The 20468-nt window shown below is 38.9% G+C and carries 18 protein-coding genes; 5 read left to right on the top strand and 13 right to left on the bottom strand.

The window, feature by feature from the left end; genetic code table 11:
• The first annotated feature begins 16 nt into the window (after positions 1–16).
• Positions 17–1570, top strand: coding sequence for an L-piperidine-6-carboxylate dehydrogenase (gene amaB / locus ES711_RS06860; RefSeq protein WP_146891865.1), 1554 nt, complete (start codon positions 17–19; stop codon positions 1568–1570).
• Positions 1571–1638: 68 nt separating this feature from the next.
• Here the strand turns inward: amaB and ES711_RS06865 are convergent, their stop codons facing one another.
• Positions 1639–2691: an endonuclease/exonuclease/phosphatase family protein gene (locus tag ES711_RS06865; RefSeq protein WP_146891868.1), complete on the bottom strand. Its 1053-nt coding sequence runs from the start codon at positions 2689–2691 to the stop codon at positions 1639–1641.
• Between the two features lie 230 nt (positions 2692–2921).
• Between ES711_RS06865 and ES711_RS06870 the strand changes: the two genes are divergently transcribed.
• The 3 genes from ES711_RS06870 to ES711_RS06880 are packed head-to-tail and all read left to right on the top strand — an operon-like array spanning position 2922 to position 7545.
• Positions 2922–5684 (top strand): TonB-dependent receptor, encoded by a 2763-nt coding sequence (locus ES711_RS06870; protein WP_146891871.1) that lies wholly within the window; start codon positions 2922–2924, stop codon positions 5682–5684.
• 15 nt (positions 5685–5699) lie between these two features.
• On the top strand, positions 5700–7124 hold the full coding sequence (locus ES711_RS06875) for a DUF5689 domain-containing protein (protein ID WP_246139139.1): 1425 nt from the start codon (positions 5700–5702) through the stop codon (positions 7122–7124).
• Between the two features lie 46 nt (positions 7125–7170).
• Complete coding sequence (locus ES711_RS06880) at positions 7171–7545, top strand: hypothetical protein (RefSeq protein WP_146891873.1); 375 nt, start codon at positions 7171–7173, stop codon at positions 7543–7545.
• Positions 7546–7581: 36 nt separating this feature from the next.
• Here the strand turns inward: ES711_RS06880 and ES711_RS06885 are convergent, their stop codons facing one another.
• Entirely contained in the window at positions 7582–8547 is a 966-nt protein-coding gene (locus tag ES711_RS06885; RefSeq protein WP_246139140.1) for an endonuclease/exonuclease/phosphatase family protein, read from the bottom strand.
• Positions 8548–8620: 73 nt separating this feature from the next.
• Here ES711_RS06885 and hflX point away from each other — a divergent pair, with 73 nt between their 5' ends.
• Entirely contained in the window at positions 8621–9835 is a 1215-nt protein-coding gene (gene hflX / locus ES711_RS06890; RefSeq protein WP_146891879.1) for a GTPase HflX, read from the top strand.
• Positions 9836–9904: 69 nt separating this feature from the next.
• Here hflX and ES711_RS06895 read toward each other — a convergent pair whose 3' ends face one another.
• The 11 genes from ES711_RS06895 to sufC form a co-directional block, all read right to left on the bottom strand.
• Positions 9905–10846, bottom strand: coding sequence for a DUF3078 domain-containing protein (locus tag ES711_RS06895; protein WP_146891882.1), 942 nt, complete (start codon positions 10844–10846; stop codon positions 9905–9907).
• A 77-nt stretch (positions 10847–10923) separates the two neighbouring features.
• Positions 10924–11433: a DUF2480 family protein gene (locus ES711_RS06900; protein ID WP_146891884.1), complete on the bottom strand. Its 510-nt coding sequence runs from the start codon at positions 11431–11433 to the stop codon at positions 10924–10926.
• A gap of 180 nt (positions 11434–11613) precedes the next feature.
• The gene (locus tag ES711_RS06905; RefSeq protein WP_146891887.1) at positions 11614–13449 is read right to left on the bottom strand and encodes an ABC transporter ATP-binding protein; all 1836 of its coding nucleotides are present in this window, start codon (positions 13447–13449) and stop codon (positions 11614–11616) included.
• A gap of 112 nt (positions 13450–13561) precedes the next feature.
• Complete coding sequence (locus ES711_RS06910) at positions 13562–13885, bottom strand: iron-sulfur cluster assembly protein (RefSeq protein ID WP_146891890.1); 324 nt, start codon at positions 13883–13885, stop codon at positions 13562–13564.
• An 82-nt stretch (positions 13886–13967) separates the two neighbouring features.
• Positions 13968–14390: a SufE family protein gene (locus ES711_RS06915; protein ID WP_146891893.1), complete on the bottom strand. Its 423-nt coding sequence runs from the start codon at positions 14388–14390 to the stop codon at positions 13968–13970.
• Positions 14391–14431: 41 nt separating this feature from the next.
• Positions 14432–14893: a hypothetical protein gene (locus ES711_RS06920; protein WP_146891896.1), complete on the bottom strand. Its 462-nt coding sequence runs from the start codon at positions 14891–14893 to the stop codon at positions 14432–14434.
• A 45-nt stretch (positions 14894–14938) separates the two neighbouring features.
• Positions 14939–15589 (bottom strand): DUF4377 domain-containing protein, encoded by a 651-nt coding sequence (locus ES711_RS06925; RefSeq protein WP_146891899.1) that lies wholly within the window; start codon positions 15587–15589, stop codon positions 14939–14941.
• A 125-nt stretch (positions 15590–15714) separates the two neighbouring features.
• Positions 15715–16758 carry a zinc metalloprotease gene (locus tag ES711_RS06930; RefSeq protein ID WP_146891902.1) on the bottom strand — a complete coding sequence of 348 codons (1044 nt, stop codon included), beginning with the start codon at positions 16756–16758 and terminating at the stop codon, positions 15715–15717.
• Between the two features lie 191 nt (positions 16759–16949).
• Positions 16950–18164 (bottom strand): aminotransferase class V-fold PLP-dependent enzyme, encoded by a 1215-nt coding sequence (locus tag ES711_RS06935; protein WP_146891905.1) that lies wholly within the window; start codon positions 18162–18164, stop codon positions 16950–16952.
• A 139-nt stretch (positions 18165–18303) separates the two neighbouring features.
• Positions 18304–19617: a Fe-S cluster assembly protein SufD gene (gene sufD / locus ES711_RS06940; RefSeq protein WP_146891908.1), complete on the bottom strand. Its 1314-nt coding sequence runs from the start codon at positions 19615–19617 to the stop codon at positions 18304–18306.
• A 73-nt stretch (positions 19618–19690) separates the two neighbouring features.
• Positions 19691–20443 (bottom strand): Fe-S cluster assembly ATPase SufC, encoded by a 753-nt coding sequence (gene sufC, locus ES711_RS06945; protein ID WP_146891911.1) that lies wholly within the window; start codon positions 20441–20443, stop codon positions 19691–19693.
• Between the last annotated feature and the right edge of the window lie 25 nt (positions 20444–20468).

The following is a 20468-nucleotide window of genomic DNA, read 5'->3' on the forward strand; positions in this document are numbered from 1 at the left end:
TTAAAAAACAATATATATGCAAGCAGTTGCTACAGATTTTGGAATTGAAAAAGCCCTAAAAGCATTAGGCGTTAAAGATATAAATGAAGGCACTTCAACAGGCTCAACTAATTTTTCTAACGGCGAAGTTATTGAAAGCTATTCACCAGTAGATGGAAAACTGATTGGTAAGGTAAAAGCTACCACTAAGGAGGATTACGAGAAAGTCATGGAAGCCTCTACAAAAGCTTTCAAGGTTTGGAGAGACGTTCCAGCACCTCAACGCGGTGAGATTGTACGTCAGTTTGGAAATAAATTAAGAGAATTGAAGCAGCCTCTTGGGAAACTCGTGTCTTATGAAATGGGAAAATCACTTCAAGAAGGCTATGGCGAGGTGCAAGAGATGATTGACATCTGCGATTTCGCAGTAGGTCTGTCCCGTCAATTAAATGGGCAAACCATTCCGTCTGAGCGTCCTGGTCACGTGATGAGAGAACAATGGCACCCGATTGGTGTGGTTGGGATCATTTCAGCATTTAACTTTCCGGTTGCCGTTTGGGCTTGGAACACCGCACTGGCGTGGATTTGTGGTGATGTTTGTGTTTGGAAAGCTTCAGAAAAAACACCTTTATGTTCTATAGCCTGTCAAAATATCATTGCTGGCGTTTTAAGAGATAATAATTTACCTGAAGGGATTTCTAATATCATCAATGGCGATTATAAAGTTGGTGAATTCATGACAAAAGATCCTAAAATTGCTCTTATTTCTGCAACAGGATCTACAAGAATGGGACGTATTGTTGGAAAAACCGTTGCGGAACGTTTTGGAAAATCATTATTGGAATTAGGAGGTAACAATGCCATCATCATTACCCCAACTGCCGATTTAAAAGTGGTCGTTCCGGGTGCTGTTTTTGGCGCGGTTGGTACTGCAGGACAACGTTGTACGTCAACACGTCGTCTGATTATTCACGAATCCGTTTACGATAAAGTGAGAGATGCGATAGTTGGTGCTTACGGTCAAATTAAAATCGGGAATCCTTTAGATGAAAACTATCACGTGGGACCAGTAATTGACAAAGATTCTGTAAAAACATATTTGGAAGCGATTGAAAAAGCAAAAGCTGAAGGCGGAAACGTATTGGTTGAAGGTGGCGTTTTAGAAGGCGAAGGCTTTGAAAGCGGCTGCTACGTGAAACCAGCAATCATTGAAGCAGAAAATCATTATGAAATTGTACAGCACGAAACGTTTGCCCCAATTTTATATTTAATGAAATATTCTGGTGATGTAGAAAATGCCATTCAAACACAAAACGGTGTGGCTCAAGGTTTATCTTCAGCAATTATGACCAACGAACTGAAAGAAGCAGAGAAATTCTTGTCTTATGCTGGTTCTGATTGTGGAATTGCCAATGTAAACATCGGAACTTCCGGTGCTGAAATTGGTGGCGCCTTTGGAGGTGAAAAAGAAACAGGTGGTGGACGTGAGTCTGGATCTGATGCTTGGAAAGTGTACATGCGCCGTCAAACAAATACTATTAATTATTCTGACGAATTGCCATTAGCACAAGGCATCAAGTTTGATTTGTAATAGATCAAGTTTTATATAAATTTAAAAAGCCACTTTCGTTTGAAAGTGGCTTTTTTTTTATTACTACTCTAAGGAACTTGCTTGATGACATAAACATACACCGGAAAATGATCGCTAAAGCCACCCGTAAAACCTCCATCTGAAAAACTTCTAAACGGATAGCCTTTCCAACGTCCGCGTTTGGTGGTCAAATAATTCTTATTATAAATAAAGGCTTTATAAAACCGGAATGATGTAAAGTCCTTTTCCAATAAGGGTTGCGTCATTAAAATTTGATCAAATAAACTCCAAGCATCGCGATAGGCGGTGGTGCCCAATCCGTTCTTATGAAAATTTTCGTAGGGATTATAAATCTCTTTTAATTCAAGTTTCTCTCTGTCTGATTTGGCCTTCAGAATTTGCTTTAAACTGGCGTTGTTGGGATCGTCATTTAAATCGCCCATCGTAAAAATCTTGGCATACGGATCAATTATTTGTAGAGAATCAATAATGCGCTTATTGAGTGTCGCCGCGGCCATCCGCTTGCTTCTACTTCGTTCTTCACCGCCACTCCGCGATGGCCAATGGTTGACAATAACATGAATCAATTCGCCATCCAGCTTGCCGCTTACCAAAAGCTGATCTCGTGTGTGCACTCTATTTTTAGTCGTTTCATCATAAATTTTCAGCACGTGACTACTTGTAGAAACGGGTTGAAAAAGTGTCTTTTGATATATCAGGGCAACATCAATACCGCGAATATCCGGGGATTCATAATGGATGATACCGTAGTTTTTAGGCAGCAGGAGTGTATCATTGACCAGATCAACTAAAACATCTCTGTTTTCAACTTCTGAAACTCCTAAAATAGCCGGGGCATTTTGAGCACCATCCGCTCCAATATCGGAAATAACCTGAGCCATATGCCGTACCTTTTTATAATAAACGGCTGACCTGCCTGTACGAATTTCTAACATTGGACTCGCTTCATCAAATTTTAAGGGATCATTAATGGTGTCGAAAAAATTCTCCAAATTGTAAAATGCAACCGTATGGATCTTGAATTTTTTAGGTTCTTGAGACCATAAGTTGGAAGCAAACACTACTAAAATAAGGCATAAGCGTAAGGTCTGTAATTTCATTTTACAAAGTGTTTGGGATGCCCTCCATATTTCTGTATTCAAATGTAAATATATATTATAAATAATGTACATTTATAAGGTCTATTTATCTCATTTTTAGACATAAAGAACATAAACATCAGTGTCGTTATATAGTAGCATTGCTGTATTAGTGTAGTGGATTTACCAAAAATTTGAGTGATTAAGATCATTTTTAGCACCTGTCTGAATGATCAACTTAAAAGCAGACGATGAGAAAAAGTGTGACACTTTTATTGTTTGGTTTTGTTTCTGTCTTAACAGCATCCGCACAACACACTGTTGTAAAAGGAAGTGTTATTGATGGCACTACGCTCGCACCCATCCCTAAGGTCACCATCACTATAGAAGAAACCTCACAATCTACTGAAACGGATGCTGAAGGAAAATTTAGTTTCACTTCTGCTCTGCCACTAGGAGAACACATCTTAAAAGTTTCAAAAGCGGGCTATCTCACCAAACGCTTTCCTATAATTATTTACGAAGGACAAACTTTAGAGATCAGTGATATGATGCTCGACATTAATGTGGCAGATTCCGTGGATCTCTTTACGGTGACGCTTTCTGATGACGAATTGAATGATGACACTACCGGTGGCGCCGATAATATTTCTGGCCTTTTACACTCCTCCCAAGATATTTTTCAAAGGACCGCGGCGTTTGAATTTAGTGGATCTTTTTTTAGCGTCAGAGGCTTGAGCTCAGAAAATAGCTCAGTTTTGATCAACGGTATAGAAATGAACAAAATCTTTAATGGCAGACCACAATGGAGTAATTGGGGTGGTTTAAATGACGTTCTGCGGAATCAGGAACTGTCATCTAACTTGACGCCTTCCTACTACACATTTGGCGGTATTTTGGGTTCTACGAATATCAATACCCGAGCCTCAGAATATAAAAAAGGTGGCCGCCTCACCTATTCTTCATCTGACCGGAGTTATACCAATCGTGTCATAGGAAGTTATGCCTCCGGACTGATAAAAGGAGGTTGGGCCGTTGCTCTTAGCGCTGGCAAACGCTGGGGCGATGAAGGGTTTCAGGAAGCCACTTTCTATGATTCCAATTCATTTTTCGCCGCCGTAGAAAAATTAATTAATGCGGCCCACAGCCTCAACTTTACGGCAATCTATGCGCCAAATCGCAGGGGGAAATCATCGCCAAACACTCAAGAAGTTTATGATCTTAAAGGCATCACCTATAATGAATATTGGGGATATCACGATGGTAAAAAACGCAACTCACGGGTTAAAGAAGTTAATGAACCTGTGGTGATGCTAAATCATTATTGGAACATAACAAATAAGATAAGCCTCAACACAACTATGGCGTATCAGTTTGGAAAAAGCGCTAACAGCCGTTTGGATTATCCTGGAGGCGGCAATCCGAGCGGTGCCTATTATCAAAAATTGCCAAGTTATGCCTTGGCAAATTTCAATGGCCCTGACTATTCTACAGCCTATCTCTTAGAACAGGAATTCTTAATAGATGGTCAAATTGATTGGAACCAGATTTATGATGCCAATTTGACCAATAGTAGCCAAGGCATAACCGCCGCTTATGTGCTGTATGAAGACCGCAATGACGACACTCAAATAACCGCAAATACAACTTTCATAGCTGATCTTACCGAACATATGACCTTAAATGGTTCACTAAATTATACCCAATTATCATCTGATAATTTTGCAGAACTCACCGATCTTTTAGGCGCTTCAAGCGCCCTAAATAAAGATGCATTTGATAACGTGCACTACGATTTAAAAAACCCAGACAGAATTGTCGGAGAAGGTGATCAATATCGATACCATTATATTTTTGAAGCGAACATTCTATCCGGATTTACCCAAGCACAGTTTAAATATAATAATATAGATTTTTACGCCGCACTAAGTGTTGCGCATACTTCCTATCAACGCGATGGACGTTATCAGCACGAAGTTTATCCAGATAATTCTTATGGTAAAGGTGAGAAACTAAACTTCTTAGGTCTTGGCGCAAAAGCTGGCCTGACCTACAAAGTCACCGGAAAACATGTGTTCGACTTTAATGCGGCCTATCTGACCAAAGCACCTTCACTCAGAAATACGTATACCAACGCGAGAGATAATCACAATGTGGTTAAAAATATTTCGGAAGAAAAAATCATTGCTGTAGATGCCAGTTACATTTTCCGATCGTCAATTCTGAAGGCTAAGCTCACGGGATTTTATTCCCAAATTGAAGATGCCAATGACATATCGTTCTATTACGCGGATGGTCTGAGCAGTTTTGACATTTCAGATAATAAAACCTCAGCCTTTGTCCAAGAGATTTTACAAGGTATTGACAAACGACATTTTGGCGCAGAATTTGGGTTTGAAGCACAACTCACCACTACCATAAAACTTAAAGGTGCATGTTCCGTAGGTCAATATACTTACAGCAATAATCCAAATTTATATTTAACCTCCTCGCGTTTCACCAACACAGGCGGCATCTCTTATGGTAAAAGTTTTATGAAAAATTACAAACTATCTAATGGCCCTCAAACAGCTTATTCTGTAGGCTTTGAATACCGCGATCCTGAATTTTGGTGGTTTGGCGCCACCGCTAATTTCTTTGACAAAACTTATGTAGATATCAGCCCGTTGATTAGAACTCAAAACTTCTATTCTTATGCTGACGGTTTGCCTTTTAGTGATTATGATCCCGAAGTGGCGCGGAAGCTTTTAAAACAAGAAACATTTAACGATTATATGATTGTAAACTTGGTAGGCGCGAAATCGTGGAAGATAAAACAGTACTATTTGGGATTTTTTGCCAGTGTGAACAACTTGTTGGATGTGGTACACAAAACAGGAGGCTATGAACAAGCTCGAAATGCCAATTATCAAGAATTAAAAGAAGATGCGAGTCGGGATAGGCCCGTATTCGGTTCAAAATACTGGTATGGCCGCGGTGCTACTTACTTTTTAAACGTATATGTGAGATTTTAAATACATAAAAAAGCCATGATGAAGACCACTACATTAGCAGCATTTCTTTTAGGATTGGTAGTGCTGCTCTCTGTTCTGTCGTGTGTTCAGGACGATGACTTTACAATTCCTGAAGGTGTAGGAGTTCAAGAAAACAAAGGTCTCGAAGCACTTTTAGCTAGTGGTGCTACTGAAATTTCCATTCCTGAATTAAAAGCAAAATACACTTATAACAATTCGTTACCCGTACTGATTGATACAGATGTCTACATTAAAGGCATAGTGAGTTCTTCAGATAAAACTGGGAATTTCTTTAAAGAAATTTTCATTCAGAATGCTGCGGAACATCCTTCGTCAGGCATTAAATTGATTGTGAATCGCGTAGAAACCCACAATCAATATAATTTTGGAAGAGAAGTCTATATCAAACTAAAAGGACTGTATATTGGTGAAGAACGCGTGGGAAACGGCGTGGTAACCATTGGAGGAAGCACTCAAACCAACTTCTTTGGCACAACCGTCTTGAGGCTTACAGAAAATCAGAGGGTTCAAAACGTCTTCCGTTCAGCCTCTACTTTTGACATCGTGCCTTTAAATCTCACATTTTCTCAAGTAAATAACAGTCATATTGGCATCTACGCCAAATTTGACGGTGTCGAATTCACGCCGAATCTGGAGGGCAAGCGCTATTTTGATCCCATTCAGGATTTTGACACCCTACGACAATTACAAAGCTGTTCAGGCACCATTGGCTATTCTAATTTTACTTTGGAGACCAGTTCTTATGCTGATTTTAAAGACGTCTTCCTTCCTCTAGGTAATGGCGCAGTTTCCGGGGTCATATCAAAAACCTATGATGGCAGTAAATTAGTTGTGGCTCTGAATACACTGGATGATGTGATGATGACCGACGGTAGATGCATACCTTTACGCTTAGAGGATTTTAAAACCCTATTTAAGGAAGACTTTGATGACGCCAAGCATAACACCAGTTTTAATTTTAAAAGTTGGACCAACTTTGCAGAAGTAGGCACCACGAAATGGCGAGAAAAAAACCTCGAAGGTAACGGGTATACTGAATTTGGGACCTTTGGTACACGGGCTCCTGTTAACATAGCCTGGTTGGTTACTCCAGGGTTTTCAATGGACGCCTATTCCAACATTTATTTGAACTTCAAAGCGGCGCAACACCACGTCGATTCTCCCAACAATAGCCTGGAAGTTCTGATCTCAACAAATTATGACGGCAGCAATGTCCTTGCCGCAACTTGGACGCCAGTAAAAGCGGCCTTACCATCTCAAAACAACGCTTGGTATGAGTTTGTAGATTCTGGCTTGATCGATTTGTCTTCCTACACCGGGACCTTGCATGTCGCCTTTAAGGTAACGGGGTCAGGAACGGATACGACTTTAGACGGTGCTTACCAGATTGATGATGTTTTGTTATTAACCTCCAATTAAAAATAACTGTATGGCGCACAGCTTAATTTGATTATTTTTGCTGCCTATGACGATTTTCGACCAATTATTTTTCAATAGTTTTAACTACTATAAGAAAACAGCCTATAAAAATAAGGCCAACCGAATTGCTATTATTTACATTACCATCGTACAAGTGTCGCTACTGCTGGTTTTAGGGGTCTTTTTCGCTGAGTTTTTTCAGCAAATGCATGTGGCTACCATGTCTTCAACGAATGCTTGGGTTTTGCTGGCTTTTGCGTCCCTGATTCTTTATTTTTTCAATTGGATTCAGTACAGTGGGAAGAAACGGAAAATCATGAATGCCAATCAAAAGAAGAAATCGGGATATGGTATTTTCACATTGTGGTTGATTCCGGCCGTGGCCGTGTTTTTAGCCACGCTCTTCCTGACAGTCATCTAACCGAAGGGCATTCAAGAAGAAAATTGTATTCAGGTTTTATCGTGAGGTTTCCTTTACTTGAATGTATACCGGAAAATGATCGCTGTACCCCCCTTTATATTTCTTACCCACATAAGTCCTAAAAGGCTGCCCTTTGTTTTTCCCATTGAGTTGGGTTAAAAAATCGTCGTCAAAAATATCTGCCTTGATGTACTGTAGCCCATTAGGTTGCGGCTCAAGCAGATTGCGCGTGACCAAAATTTGATCAAATAAAATCCATTTGTTATTGTGATTTGCACTTCCACGTTTAAATGACAGCAATGTTTCCATCGGATTAAAAAGCGACTGCTGCTGCTTTAAAAATTGAATACTATCATTTTTTGGGTTATCGTTAAAGTCGCCCATCACGATAATCTTCGCATCAGCATCCTCTGCTTGAATGTCATTCATCAAATCAATTACCCGTTGTGCAGCATACATACGTTTTTGTCCTGTAGCATCTGATTCCTGGTGACGGGAAGGCCAATGATTTACCAATACATGAATCTTTTGATCGTTCAAATAACCACTCACTTTAAGAATATCGCGGGTATAATCTCTGACGCCCAATTCATTTGCGACATTAAGCGTAATTGTTTCGGAAGCATCCAGCCTAAACCTGGTTTTATCGTAAAGCATGGCCACATCAATACCCCTTTCATCAGGTGAGTTGTAATGGACAAATCCGTAATTATGGGGTTTTAAATGCTCGCTTTCAATTAAATCAGTCAAGACTTTGTCGTTTTCAACTTCTGCCAAACCGATGATGGTCGGGGGGTGTTGCAACTCCTCAAAACCAATTTTGGAAATGACTTTTCCTGTTTTATAGATTTTTATCTCGTAGCGTTCCTTACTCCATTTCTTATTAGCGATCTCTAGAAAATCAGTATCCATGATGAGTGGATCGTTTAGATGATCAAATAAGTTCTCAGTATTATAAAAAGCAATGGTATGGGTATCAGAATTTGGGTGCTGCAGGCTCACATCAATAATTTAAGTTTTAAAAATACTAAATGATAGCCAATCAATTATGTAACTTTGTCTTTTAATCAGATATATGTTAGAGAAAAAAGATATTAATTTAGAAAAGGCCGTTTTAATTGGTGTTGTCACCAAACAACAGAATGAAGAAAAGTCTAAAGAATATTTAGATGAACTTGAATTCTTAACCTACACAGCAGGCGGCGAAGTCGTAAAACGCTTCACACAAAAAATGGAAATGCCAAATCCCAAAACCTTTATTGGGACAGGAAAAATGCAGGAAGTCGCTGAATTTATCAAAGAAAACGAGATTGGTACTGCCATCTTTGATGACGAACTATCAGCAGCACAAGAGCGTAATATCAGTAAATTATTGGAGTGCAAGGTTTTGGATAGAACCAACCTCATCCTCGATATTTTTGCCCAACGTGCACAAACAAGTTATGCGCGAACTCAGGTGGAATTGGCGCAATGCGAATATTTACTACCACGCCTAAAAGGAATGTGGACGCATTTGGAACGTCAAAAAGGGGGTATTGGAATGCGCGGTCCTGGGGAAACTGAAATTGAAACGGATAGACGTATTGTTAGAGACCGAATTACACTATTAAAGGATAAGATTAAAAACATTGACCGCCAACAGTCCGTACAACGTGGCAATAGAGGTCAATTGGTACGCGTGGCCTTAGTAGGGTACACCAACGTTGGAAAATCGACCTTGATGAATGTGATCAGTAAAAGCGATGTGTTTGCAGAAGACAAACTCTTTGCAACCTTAGATACCACGGTGCGTAAGGTGGTGATAGGCAATCTGCCATTTTTAGTGACGGATACGGTAGGATTTATCAGAAAGCTCCCTACTCAATTGGTAGAATCCTTTAAAAGTACTTTGGACGAAGTGCGCGAAGCTGATTTGCTATTGCATGTTGTAGACATTTCGCATCCAAGTTTTGAAGACCAGATTGCCAGTGTCAACAAAATTTTAGGAGAAATTGATAGTGCGAATAAGCCCACCATTATGGTGTTCAACAAAATTGACACTTACGAGGCTGTACCTTTTGATGATGACGATTTAATTGCGGTAAGAACCAAAGAAAATTATTCTTTGGAGGAATGGAAAAAAACCTGGATGAATAAAATTGGGAATGATGCCATTTTCATTTCAGCGTTGAATAAAGAGAATATGGAAGCGTTTAAAAGACGTGTGTATGATGAAGTAAGAGACATTCACGTGGCTCGTTTTCCTTATAATAATTTTCTCTATCCTGATTATCAAGAAGAGGAAGAATAAGCTAGAAAACACTTATAAACAAAAAATGCTACCCCATCAGGTAGCATTTTTTTATGAAATATATTAAACTTAGAATTTATAAGTCAAACCTACAGTATAGTACGTTTGTAAATCATTATCTACAGTATCAAAATTAGGTTGTTCACCCATGAAATCTGCAGGCAATCCAGCCAAGGCATAATTTAGAGCCTCTTGTTTGTTGCTTCTTAAGGCAAAGTCAAATCCTACCCCAATGTTTTTCCAAAGTGTGTAGCTGAAAGCATTTGTCCACGTCCAGTTAGATAAATCTGAATCTTTATAACTGTAGAATGCAGATAGGTTAGATTTGAAGGCAATTGCTCCAAATTGTCTGGTATAATCCGCTACAACTTTAGCACCTAAAGAAGATTCAAAAACAGAATCATTATCAGCAAACACAAAGTTATAGTTTAAGGGGTGGATCACCACGATTAGATTATCCATCGGCGTCCAAGTAAATCCAACACCCAAGTCTAAGTAACCAGGATCATTAAAATTATCAAGAATGGTTGTTCTGTACTCTCCCAAAGCAGATGCAGCCCATTTCTCGTTTAATTTTCTTCCGTAAAGAGAAGATACATTAAACACGTCAGTTGTTGCTCTGAAGCTGTCATCATCAGTTGGATCATCCTTATCGTCAAATTTAACCCAAGCCAAATTAACCGTTAAAGAGTTTCTCCAAAAATAGGTGTCTTCCAATTTATTGGCATACCCATTAAAATTAATCCCAATGTTACCACTACTGTTGTTAGGCGTGCCTTGAGAGTACCAATTGTTGAAATTAGAAAAACTACCACCAATCACCCCAAAAGCACCTTTTTTCCATCCTGGAAGCGCGTCTATTTGTTTTTGGATTGCATTTGCTTCTGCTTGTGCTGCATCAGCTACGGCTTGTCTTTCTGATTTTTGTGCTTGTAACTCCTCTTTGGTTTGTGCAAAACCAAATGACATTGTCAACATTAAGACAAAGCTTAAAACTACTTTAGTGTTCATAATTTACGGTTTTAAATTTTATGGATTAATTTTAAAAGCGTGCAAAGATACGACTTTATCAGAATTCTCTAAAATATTTACTTTTTCCTTTTATACAAGGGCACTGCGGAACATGCTTCGCCATACATTATAGACTTTGCCACAGGTCTCAACTTTTGAGATAACATGATATAGGCGTTAGCCGGAACAGGCTTATGGGCGCATCCTTTTATAATTAAGGGTTGATCTACATACGGGGTAATATCCAATTTCTGAATGATGTCTTGATACAGTGCGGCTTCCAATTGCTCTAAACTGCCTATGACGATGGTTTTGGCAAAGGGCTCCAAATGCACAGTAAGCAACATAAACGCCCAAGCGGGTACAATGGCATCTGACGTGCAGGTTAACGCCACGTAGTGGTCTTGATACTGTTCCCAGTCGTGTTGCTTTACATATGCCCTAAAATCTTTTTCACGCAACACCAATTCATGAAACAACCATTGCTTAATATCTATGACACTACGTTGGCCTTTCGGATAATAATCTTCAAGGTCTACGACCACCAATTTACTATTGGCTACTCTGTTGATAATTTCATTTTCCATCCTACAAATTTAAGCTATTTATTAATGTCAATTCTATTCTGAAGTCAATACTCTTCATTGCGTAAAGTGTAGATTACAGAGTCTAAACCACTAAAAGCAATGCGCTTAAACTTCTGAAACACCGCGTTTTATATCTATTTTGATATTGAAACGTTAAGCGTGCTTTTAAGATAGGCGTTACTATTGATAACCTTCTGCCTGCAGTTGAAACAATTGAGCGTACAGGGCATGATTCGCCATTAATTCTTCATGAGTGCCTATTTCTAAAACTTTTCCTTCTTCCAAGACCAAAATCCGATCAGCCTGTCTTACGGTACTAAACCTGTGGGAGATAATAATGCTGGTTTTACCTTGGGTTAAGCCAATAAAGCGTTTAAAAACGTCACTTTCCGCCTTGGCATCCAATGCGGATGTTGGCTCATCTAAAATCATTACTTCAGCATTTTTCATATAAGCCCTGGCCAACGCAACTTTTTGCCATTGTCCTCCCGAAAGTTCTTGGCCTTTGTAAAACCGTTTCCCGAGTTGTTGATCGTAGCCTTTTTTTAGATCTGCAATAACTTCATCTGCCAAACTCAACTGTGCGGCATTTTCAATTTTTGCTTGATTATCCAATTGGGAAATATCGCCAATGGCAATGTTCTCTCTAACTGTAAATTCATATCGGAAAAAGTCTTGAAAAATCACCCCGAAAAACTCTTGATATTCGTCTCTTTTATAGCGATTGATATTGATACCGTCTAACAAGATCTCCCCAGAAGTAGGCTCGTAAAACCGGAGCATCAATTTAGTAAGGGTCGTTTTGCCCGCGCCATTTTGACCTACAAACGCCATTTTTTCTCCTGCAACTACCTTAAAACTCACCCCTTTTAAAATTTCGTTGTCAGAATCTGGATAGGAAAAACGGACGTTTCTAAATTCAAAACCTACTTGGATTTTTTCCGGTAACGATTGGTCTTCGTTGTGTTTTGGTTCGATGGAGATATCTATAAATTCAAAATAATCCTTTAAATACAAGGCACTTTCCGTGATTCTGGTGAATTTTGAAAAGAAATCCTGAAGATTTCGGGTTAAACGGTTAAAAGAACCGGACAGAAAAGTTAATTCTCCAAGCGTAATCACCCCAGAAATCACTCGGTAAATGATAAAAATATAAGCACCGTAGTAACTAATGGTTCCCAATACGTTAAACACAAAACCTAAAGCAGAACGTTTTATGGACAGTTTTTTATTCAGTTCAAAATATTCTTCGGAAAGATTTTTGAAACGATCGACGATAAAGTCCGTCAACCCAAAGAGTTTAATCTCTTTGGCCGTCACGTTATTCGCGCCAATAAAACGGAGGTAATCGAGTTCACGGCGCTCAGCCGTCCAACCTCTTGCCAAAGAATATTGCTGCTGGCTAAACCAAATTTCATTGACAAACGATGGAATGATACTCAGCACCAATAAAATAATTAGGTAAGGTTCAAAATAAATCAAACCGGCCACCAAAGTTGCAATGGAGATTAAACTTTGTACTTCTCCCAGCGCATTGGATAACAGCCCTACGCGTCCCGCAGTTTGGACTCTGGCGCGTTCCAACTTATCATAAAATTCAGAATCTTCCAGCAGACTGATGTCTATTTGATTTGTTTTTTTAATGATGGTTACAGAAGAGTCAATGGAATAGGCATCGCCCAGAAGTCCATCGGTTAATGAAATGGCACGGCTCATCAAATCAGAGAGCACAATGAGGCCGAATTCAATGGCCACGTAGGTCCAGAGCTGGGTTAAGTCTGACGTATCAATCTTGGTTTGAAGGATGATCTCATCGATAATCAACTTACCAACCCATAAAATTATGACGGGCAAAACTGCGCCAATGAGTCGACAAAACGCTGACAATAAAAACAAACGTTTATTCGTGGCCCAAATTTCCTTAAAGAAACGCGGAATGAATACCAAGGCACTAAAAGACTTTCTCAGGCTAGTTTTGTCTTTATCTTTTAAGGATTTAGGACTGGGTCTTGGCATTGTTATTTTTACAGGTTTTAAAAGGAAGTTAAAGTAATTATGAAATGGTATTAAAGGACAAATGAGAATCCTTTAAAAATTCCCATTTGTGTTTTGTAATTTGAAGACGCTGTTACAGCATCCCCAATTCTAAGCGCGCTTCTTCACTCATCAGTTCTTGCGTCCAAGGTGGATCAAAAGTAATTTCTACCACGGCAGATTTTACTTCATTTATGGATTTCACTTTTTCTTCTACTTCTAACGGTAAGGTCTCGGCTACCGGACAATTTGGAGTCGTTAAGGTCATCAAAATTTTGACGTCCATATCTTCGTTGACGTAGACATCGTAGATGAGACCAAGTTCATAGATATCTACAGGAATTTCCGGATCGTATATCGTTTTGATCACTCTAACTATTTTTTCACCCAAGGCGTTAACATCTATTGTTTCACTCATTTTTTTAAAATTTAGGAGCATAGGAGCTAAAGGGTTTAGACGGGTTACATGAAAGACCGACTAAATCTTAAAACTTCTTGGCTCAATTTAACTGTGTTTGATATGCAATGGCATACATTTTTAATTGTTTGATCATACTTACCAAGCCGTTAGCACGAGTTGGCGACAAATGTTCCTTAAGACCAATCGTATCGATAAAATCAGTATCGGCAGCAATAATATCTTTTGGATGTTGATTTGAAAACACGCGAATTAAAATGGCGATAATCCCTTTGGTGATGATCGCATCGCTATCTGCGGTAAATACCACTTTATCATCTTCCATTTCAGCATGTACCCAAACTTTACTTTGGCAGCCTTTAATGATATTATCTTGGGTTTTGTACTGCTCATCAATTAACGGCAAGGTTTTGCCCAAATCGATCATATATTGGTAACGCTCTTCCCAATCTTCAAACATTGAAAACTCGTCTATTAGGTCTTCTTGTATTGATTTTATAGTCATTCTAAAAAGTTTATACAAAGTTACAATATATCTATTGTTTATCAGAGTTTTTCCTTGATGCTTAACAACTTATTTAACAATGATTTGAGCTCTTTTGGTGGGTTCCCGTGATCAAATTCGCTACTTTTAACTTCGTCCTGCTCTGTTTTTATGGTGACAGTCCCAATTGCTGCGCCATCAGAAAATCGGTTTTCAGAAGGTGCTTTTAATTTGGGTAAAGTGTTAAGATGAAGCGCGTTTTTAATTGCTAGGAGTTCCTCCCACTCTGCTTTAGAAATAGGTGTGGTCCTAACATTGTCGAACTCGCGGTTATCTACAAAGGAAATCCCTGATGCATCTACCCAAATTTTTTCGTAAAAGCCCCGCGATTGGGCTTCATAAGTGATTGTCATTCCGTCTTGCGTTGCTATGGAAATGTCATTTTTTTTGTTGGATGTATCCGTGGCTTGACCACATTGATTGGAAAATAACAGTACAGCGATTATTGGTATTATAAATTTCATACGCGATTATATTAGGAGTTGATTAAACCTAGTGTAATTTCGGGATTATTCAGGAGAATACACGCAGGTCATCATTATTTTCTTATGCCTATCCAAGAGTAATAAACGATCACCTTTAATTTGATAACGCTTTACTTCTGGTAAGGTTTTAAGAAATAAGTGTTCTACCGACAAGGTGTTGCAATCCATTTCTGTTATTGAATCGATGTTTGGTTTAAACGAATCTTTAGTTAAGGCTATAGTTCCAGAAAACTTATTGCAACTTGTATTGCCTTCAAAAGTATTCTGTTTAATTTTAAATACTGGATTCCTTGGAAGTTTTGAGGTCTCTAAAATCCCCACCACAATCCAGAAGCCATTATCTAGGGTTAAGGTAGTTTTACTTTTCTCTAGAATGTCTACGACGGTGTAGGATGGCAAGGTTTCTCCCGCAGCAGAATTGCCCGTAGCATTTTCAGATACTTTAAGTTTGTAAAAAAACCCTTTCTCGTATTCAAAACCTTCAAGAGCGCCCGAGTACGCTTGCCATGGTCCATCTACAGCAGCTTTTATTTGTAAACACCTTTCGGAATCTCCCTCCGCACAGGGTATCATAGCATTATTGACATAAATGACTTTGTCAGAAGATAATAATTGACACGATGCCAGCCAAAAACAAGCACATAACAGGATACAAGACAGTACGCTCACTTTCATAGTTAAAAATCTTTTCAGCGCACAAAGGTCTTAATTTAAGCCAAGGATGTTAAGCTAATTATCAAATAATTTTGCAAACAAAAAATGCCTCATAAAGAGGCATTCGTTTGATAATATAGCATGTATTAATTTGCCATAGCGGCTCTTGGGCCTCCTGCAGTAAAAATGGTACGCAATCTTGCTTTTTGACCATTACTGAACATGCTCATACAGGCATCGTTAGTATAATCCATATAATTCATGGTCATGTCCGTTGATCTACAATTAACCGTTGGATATGTTGGGCAACCGTAGTTTGGTCCATCAGAAGATGGCGTATCAGCAACATAATCATCTTGTTGACATCTACCATCTCCCCAAATATGACGTAGGTTTAAGTAATGTCCAATTTCGTGCGTTGTAGTTCTCCCTTTATCAAAAGGTGTAGACACATAGCCTGTAGTTCCAAAATAATTAGGACCTACTACAATGCCGTCCGTAGCTGCTGGACCTCCAGGAAATTGAGCATATCCTAAAATTCCACCGCCAATATTACAAACCCAGATGTTTAAATGCGTTTGTGGTGTTACCGGAGGATAGGTCGTTTTTACTTGGTCATTAGTGCCCCATGATGTTTTTGAATTGGCATGTCTGAACGTGTTTACTAGTGTAAATTGTACTTCCGTATCTGCAGCAAGACCTGCGAACTCCGAAGGAATAGAATTGCTATCCGCATTGGTTTTTCTAAAATCTTGGTTTAATACTGCCATTTGCGAAGCAATTTGCGCATCAGAAATGTTCTCATTAGAATTACTATACACGACGTGTACATATACAGGAATAGTGATCACACCTAAATTATCACCTGGTGGTGTTGGTTCTTCTCCGCCTCCACTTCCAGGCTTACCTTTACCAACTTGCTTAACTCTTGTTTGATACTCCACATCATACATCTTTTTGTATAAGCCAGGAGTTTCATCCAATAATCGGTTGAGGTTCGCCATTGAAAAACAATTTTTCAAATTAGCATCTGCTGATGGTTTGGCTTCTCCCGCAATAGCGATGTCGGTATATAAGCTAAAATCGCTCATATCAACACTTTCCTGTTCTGGACTGATGGCTTCCTCGTTTTTATCACAAGAGGTAAAGACCAGCGCCAAGGCCACCATTCCTAAAAATACTCTTTTCATATTACTACATGTTTTAAGTTAAAGATTTCCCAATTTATAACTTAAAAAGAATAAATATTAAGATTTATTTAAATATTTTAATTTTTTCGATAAGATGCATTTTTACATCTATTTGTTTATTTCATAAAAAAACACCCTAATTGGGTGTTTTTAAAGCTATAGCGTATGTTTATCAAACTAAATATCACCTATTAGGACAACATAAGTTGTGCTTTTTTAACCGCAGCTGCTAAGGCATCTATTTCTTTCTTGGTATTATAAAAAGCGATTGACGCTCTAATAGTACCAGGGATTTTAAAATAATCCATGATCGGCTGTGCACAATGGTGCCCTGTCCGAACGGCAATACCCATTTTATCCAACAATGTACCCACATCATACGGATGGATGCCATCGAGATTAAAAGAAATTACCGCTGTTTTTTGTTTGGAGGTCCCGAAAATTTTCAGTCCGTCAATTTCTAAGAGTTGCGCTGTAGCATAGTCTAAAAGTTCATGCTCATAAGTGGCAATATTCTCAAATCCGATGGCGTTCATATAATCTATGGCAGCTCCAAAAGCGATTCCGCCGCAAATGTTTGGCGTACCCGCTTCAAATTTGTGAGGCAAATCAGCATAGGTGGTTTTCTCAAAGCTGACTTCCGCTATCATTTCGCCACCACCTTGATAAGGAGGTAGTTTATTCAGCCATTCTTCTTTGCCATACAACATTCCAACCCCAGTTGGGCCACACATTTTATGGGCTGAGGCCACATAAAAATCGACATCCAAAGCTTGTACATCCGGTTTTACATGAGGACAGGCTTGAGCGCCATCAATCAATACGGCTGCACCTACAGCATGAGCTTTTTCAATGATGTCTTTAATTGGGTTTATAGTTCCCAAAGCATTGGAAATATGGTTGACAAATACCAGTTTGGTTTTTTCTGAAAGCAAGGCGTCATATGCAGACATAACCAATGCGCCTTCATCATTCATGGGAATGACTTTTAACACGGCGCCACTGCGCTCACACATCATTTGCCAAGGCACAATATTACTGTGATGCTCTAAAGCAGATACAATAACTTCATCTCCTTTTTTTAGAAGAGCACCAAAACCACTCGCCACCAAATTGATCCCGTGGGTAGTCCCAGAAGTCATGATAATTTCGTGGGACGCTTTAGCGTTAAAGTGCTGTTGAATTTTAAGTCGGGCCTGCTCGTATTTATCAGTAGCTTCCTGACTTAATGTATGCACACCTCTATGGATATTCGCATTGTAATTGGAATAATAATCCACAATGGCATCAATCACCTGTTGTGGCGTTTGAGACGTGGCAGCATTGTCAAAATACACCAACGGCTTGCCATTGACTTGTCTTTGAAGGATTGGAAAATCTTTTCTTATTTCTTCGACTGGAAACATGCTTTAAATTTTGAAATTTGATACCGTTCGATGGAGTCGGGATGACACAGAAGGCTTGCGATGAACGCAAATCATTTAATGAAAAGTCAAACCTGTATGATCAACTCATTGAAACGTCTTTGTGTCATCCGCGAGCGATCTATAAATCGAATCCGATATTTACCCCCAATTTATTGGCGATTATCTTGGTTATTCGCTGCTTGATCTCAGGAATTTTAACTGAGTTCATCACATTGTTACTAAAGGCAAACATCAACAATGCTTTGGCTTCTTTCTCAGGAATACCTCTAGATTGCATGTAAAACATGGCACTTTCATCCAATTGTCCAATTGTACACCCATGAGAACACTTCACATCATCAGCAAAAATCTCTAATTGCGGCTTGGTGTTAATGCTCGCTTTATCACTCAACAAAATATTATTGTTGGCCTGAAATGCATTCGTTTTTTGCGCATCCTTGTCTACTAAAACCTTACCATTAAACACGCCTGTACTACTATCAGCATAAATGCCTTTGTAATCCTGGTGACTTTCGCAGTTTGGTTCAATATGATGTACTAGGGTGTTATGATCAACATGTTGTTTATTCCCAATAATGGTGATGCCCTTCATGGTTGAATCTATACGTTCTCCATTTTGATAGAAATTTAAGTTGTTACGGGTCAATTTCCCTCCAAAAGAAAACGTATGTACCGATGCAAAACTTTCTTGTTTCTGATTGACGAAGGTGCTATCAATTAGTGAGGCATTTTCATTGTCATTCTGGATTTTGTAGTAATCTACAATAGCACGTTTGTTGGCAAAAATCTCGGTAACACTATTAGTCAACACCGGATTTTGGGTCAAACTTTGATGACGCTCGATGATTTGAACGTGCGAATTTTCATCCACCACAATCAAGTTACGTGGTTGCACTAAGAGCGCTGCTTCGTTTCCGGTTGAAAAATGAACAATCTGAATTGGTTTTGCAACCAATTTATTCTTAGGAATATGAATGTAAGCACCCTCTTGTGAAAACGCCGTATTTAATGAGGTTAAACTATCTTTGGTAGCGATCTTATTGAAATAATTTTCAATAATCAACCTGTATTTGGTTTTGGTCAATGCCGATGACATCAAGCACACATCAATACCATCATGCGTGGTTTCAGAGAGATGCGAAGAATACTTCCCATCGATAAAGACAATCTTATAAGTGTCAATATCGTGAATGAAATATTTTTTGATATCATTATAATCAATGTGATTGTCCCGTTTTGGAAACACGCTATAATCGTGCTTTAAAATACTATTTAAAGAGGTGTATTTCCACGCTTCATCACGTTTGGAAGGAAATCCTTGGGTTTCAAATTCTTTGATTGCTTCACTACGCACATCATGAACAGGCAAATCGATATCCACTAGATTTTCGAATGCCATAAATGAGGCTATGAGTTTTTCTTTTAATTCCATTTTTTCAGTCTTCAGTTGGCAGTTTTCAGTTGACAGTCCCTGCAGACTGATTACTGTGTACTGCATACTTAAATTATGCGTTCACTTCTTCCTTAATCCAGTCGTAGCCTTTTTCTTCAAGCTCATGTGCCAATTCTTTACCACCAGATTTCACAATGCGTCCTTCAAACAATACATGAACAAAATCAGGGACGATATGATCTAATAAACGCTGGTAATGCGTAATCACGATCACTGCATTATCCTTACTTCTCAATTTATTGACGCCGTTAGCCACAATGCGCAAAGCATCGATATCTAAACCAGAATCCGTTTCATCAAGGATGGCTAATTTTGGCTCCAACATGGCCATTTGGAAAATTTCATTACGCTTTTTTTCGCCACCTGAAAACCCTTCGTTTAATGATCTAGATAAAAATTTACGGTCAATCTCTAGCATTTCAGATTTCTCACGGATCATTTTCAACATCTCATTTGCTGGCATATCCGGAAGACCTTTGGCCTTACGGGTTTCATTAATTGCCGTTTTCATGAAATTGGTTACGGATACACCCGGGATTTCTATGGGATACTGGAAAGACAAGAAAATACCTTTGTGAGCACGCTCTTCTGGAGCCATCTCGTTAATGTTTTCATTTTCCAACAAGATTTCTCCGTCGGTCATTTCATATTCTTCCTTACCCGCGATTACAGATGCCAAGGTACTTTTACCAGAACCGTTTGGCCCCATGATGGCATGAACCTCACCGGCTTTCACTTCTAAATTAATGCCTCTTAAGATGGCCTTATCTTCAACACTTGCGTGCAAATTGTTAATTTTCAACATATGATTTAACTTTCAATGATTATCC

It is taken from the genome of Gelidibacter salicanalis, from assembly GCF_007997285.1.
GTDB classification, from domain to species: Bacteria; Bacteroidota; Bacteroidia; order Flavobacteriales; family Flavobacteriaceae; genus Gelidibacter; species Gelidibacter salicanalis.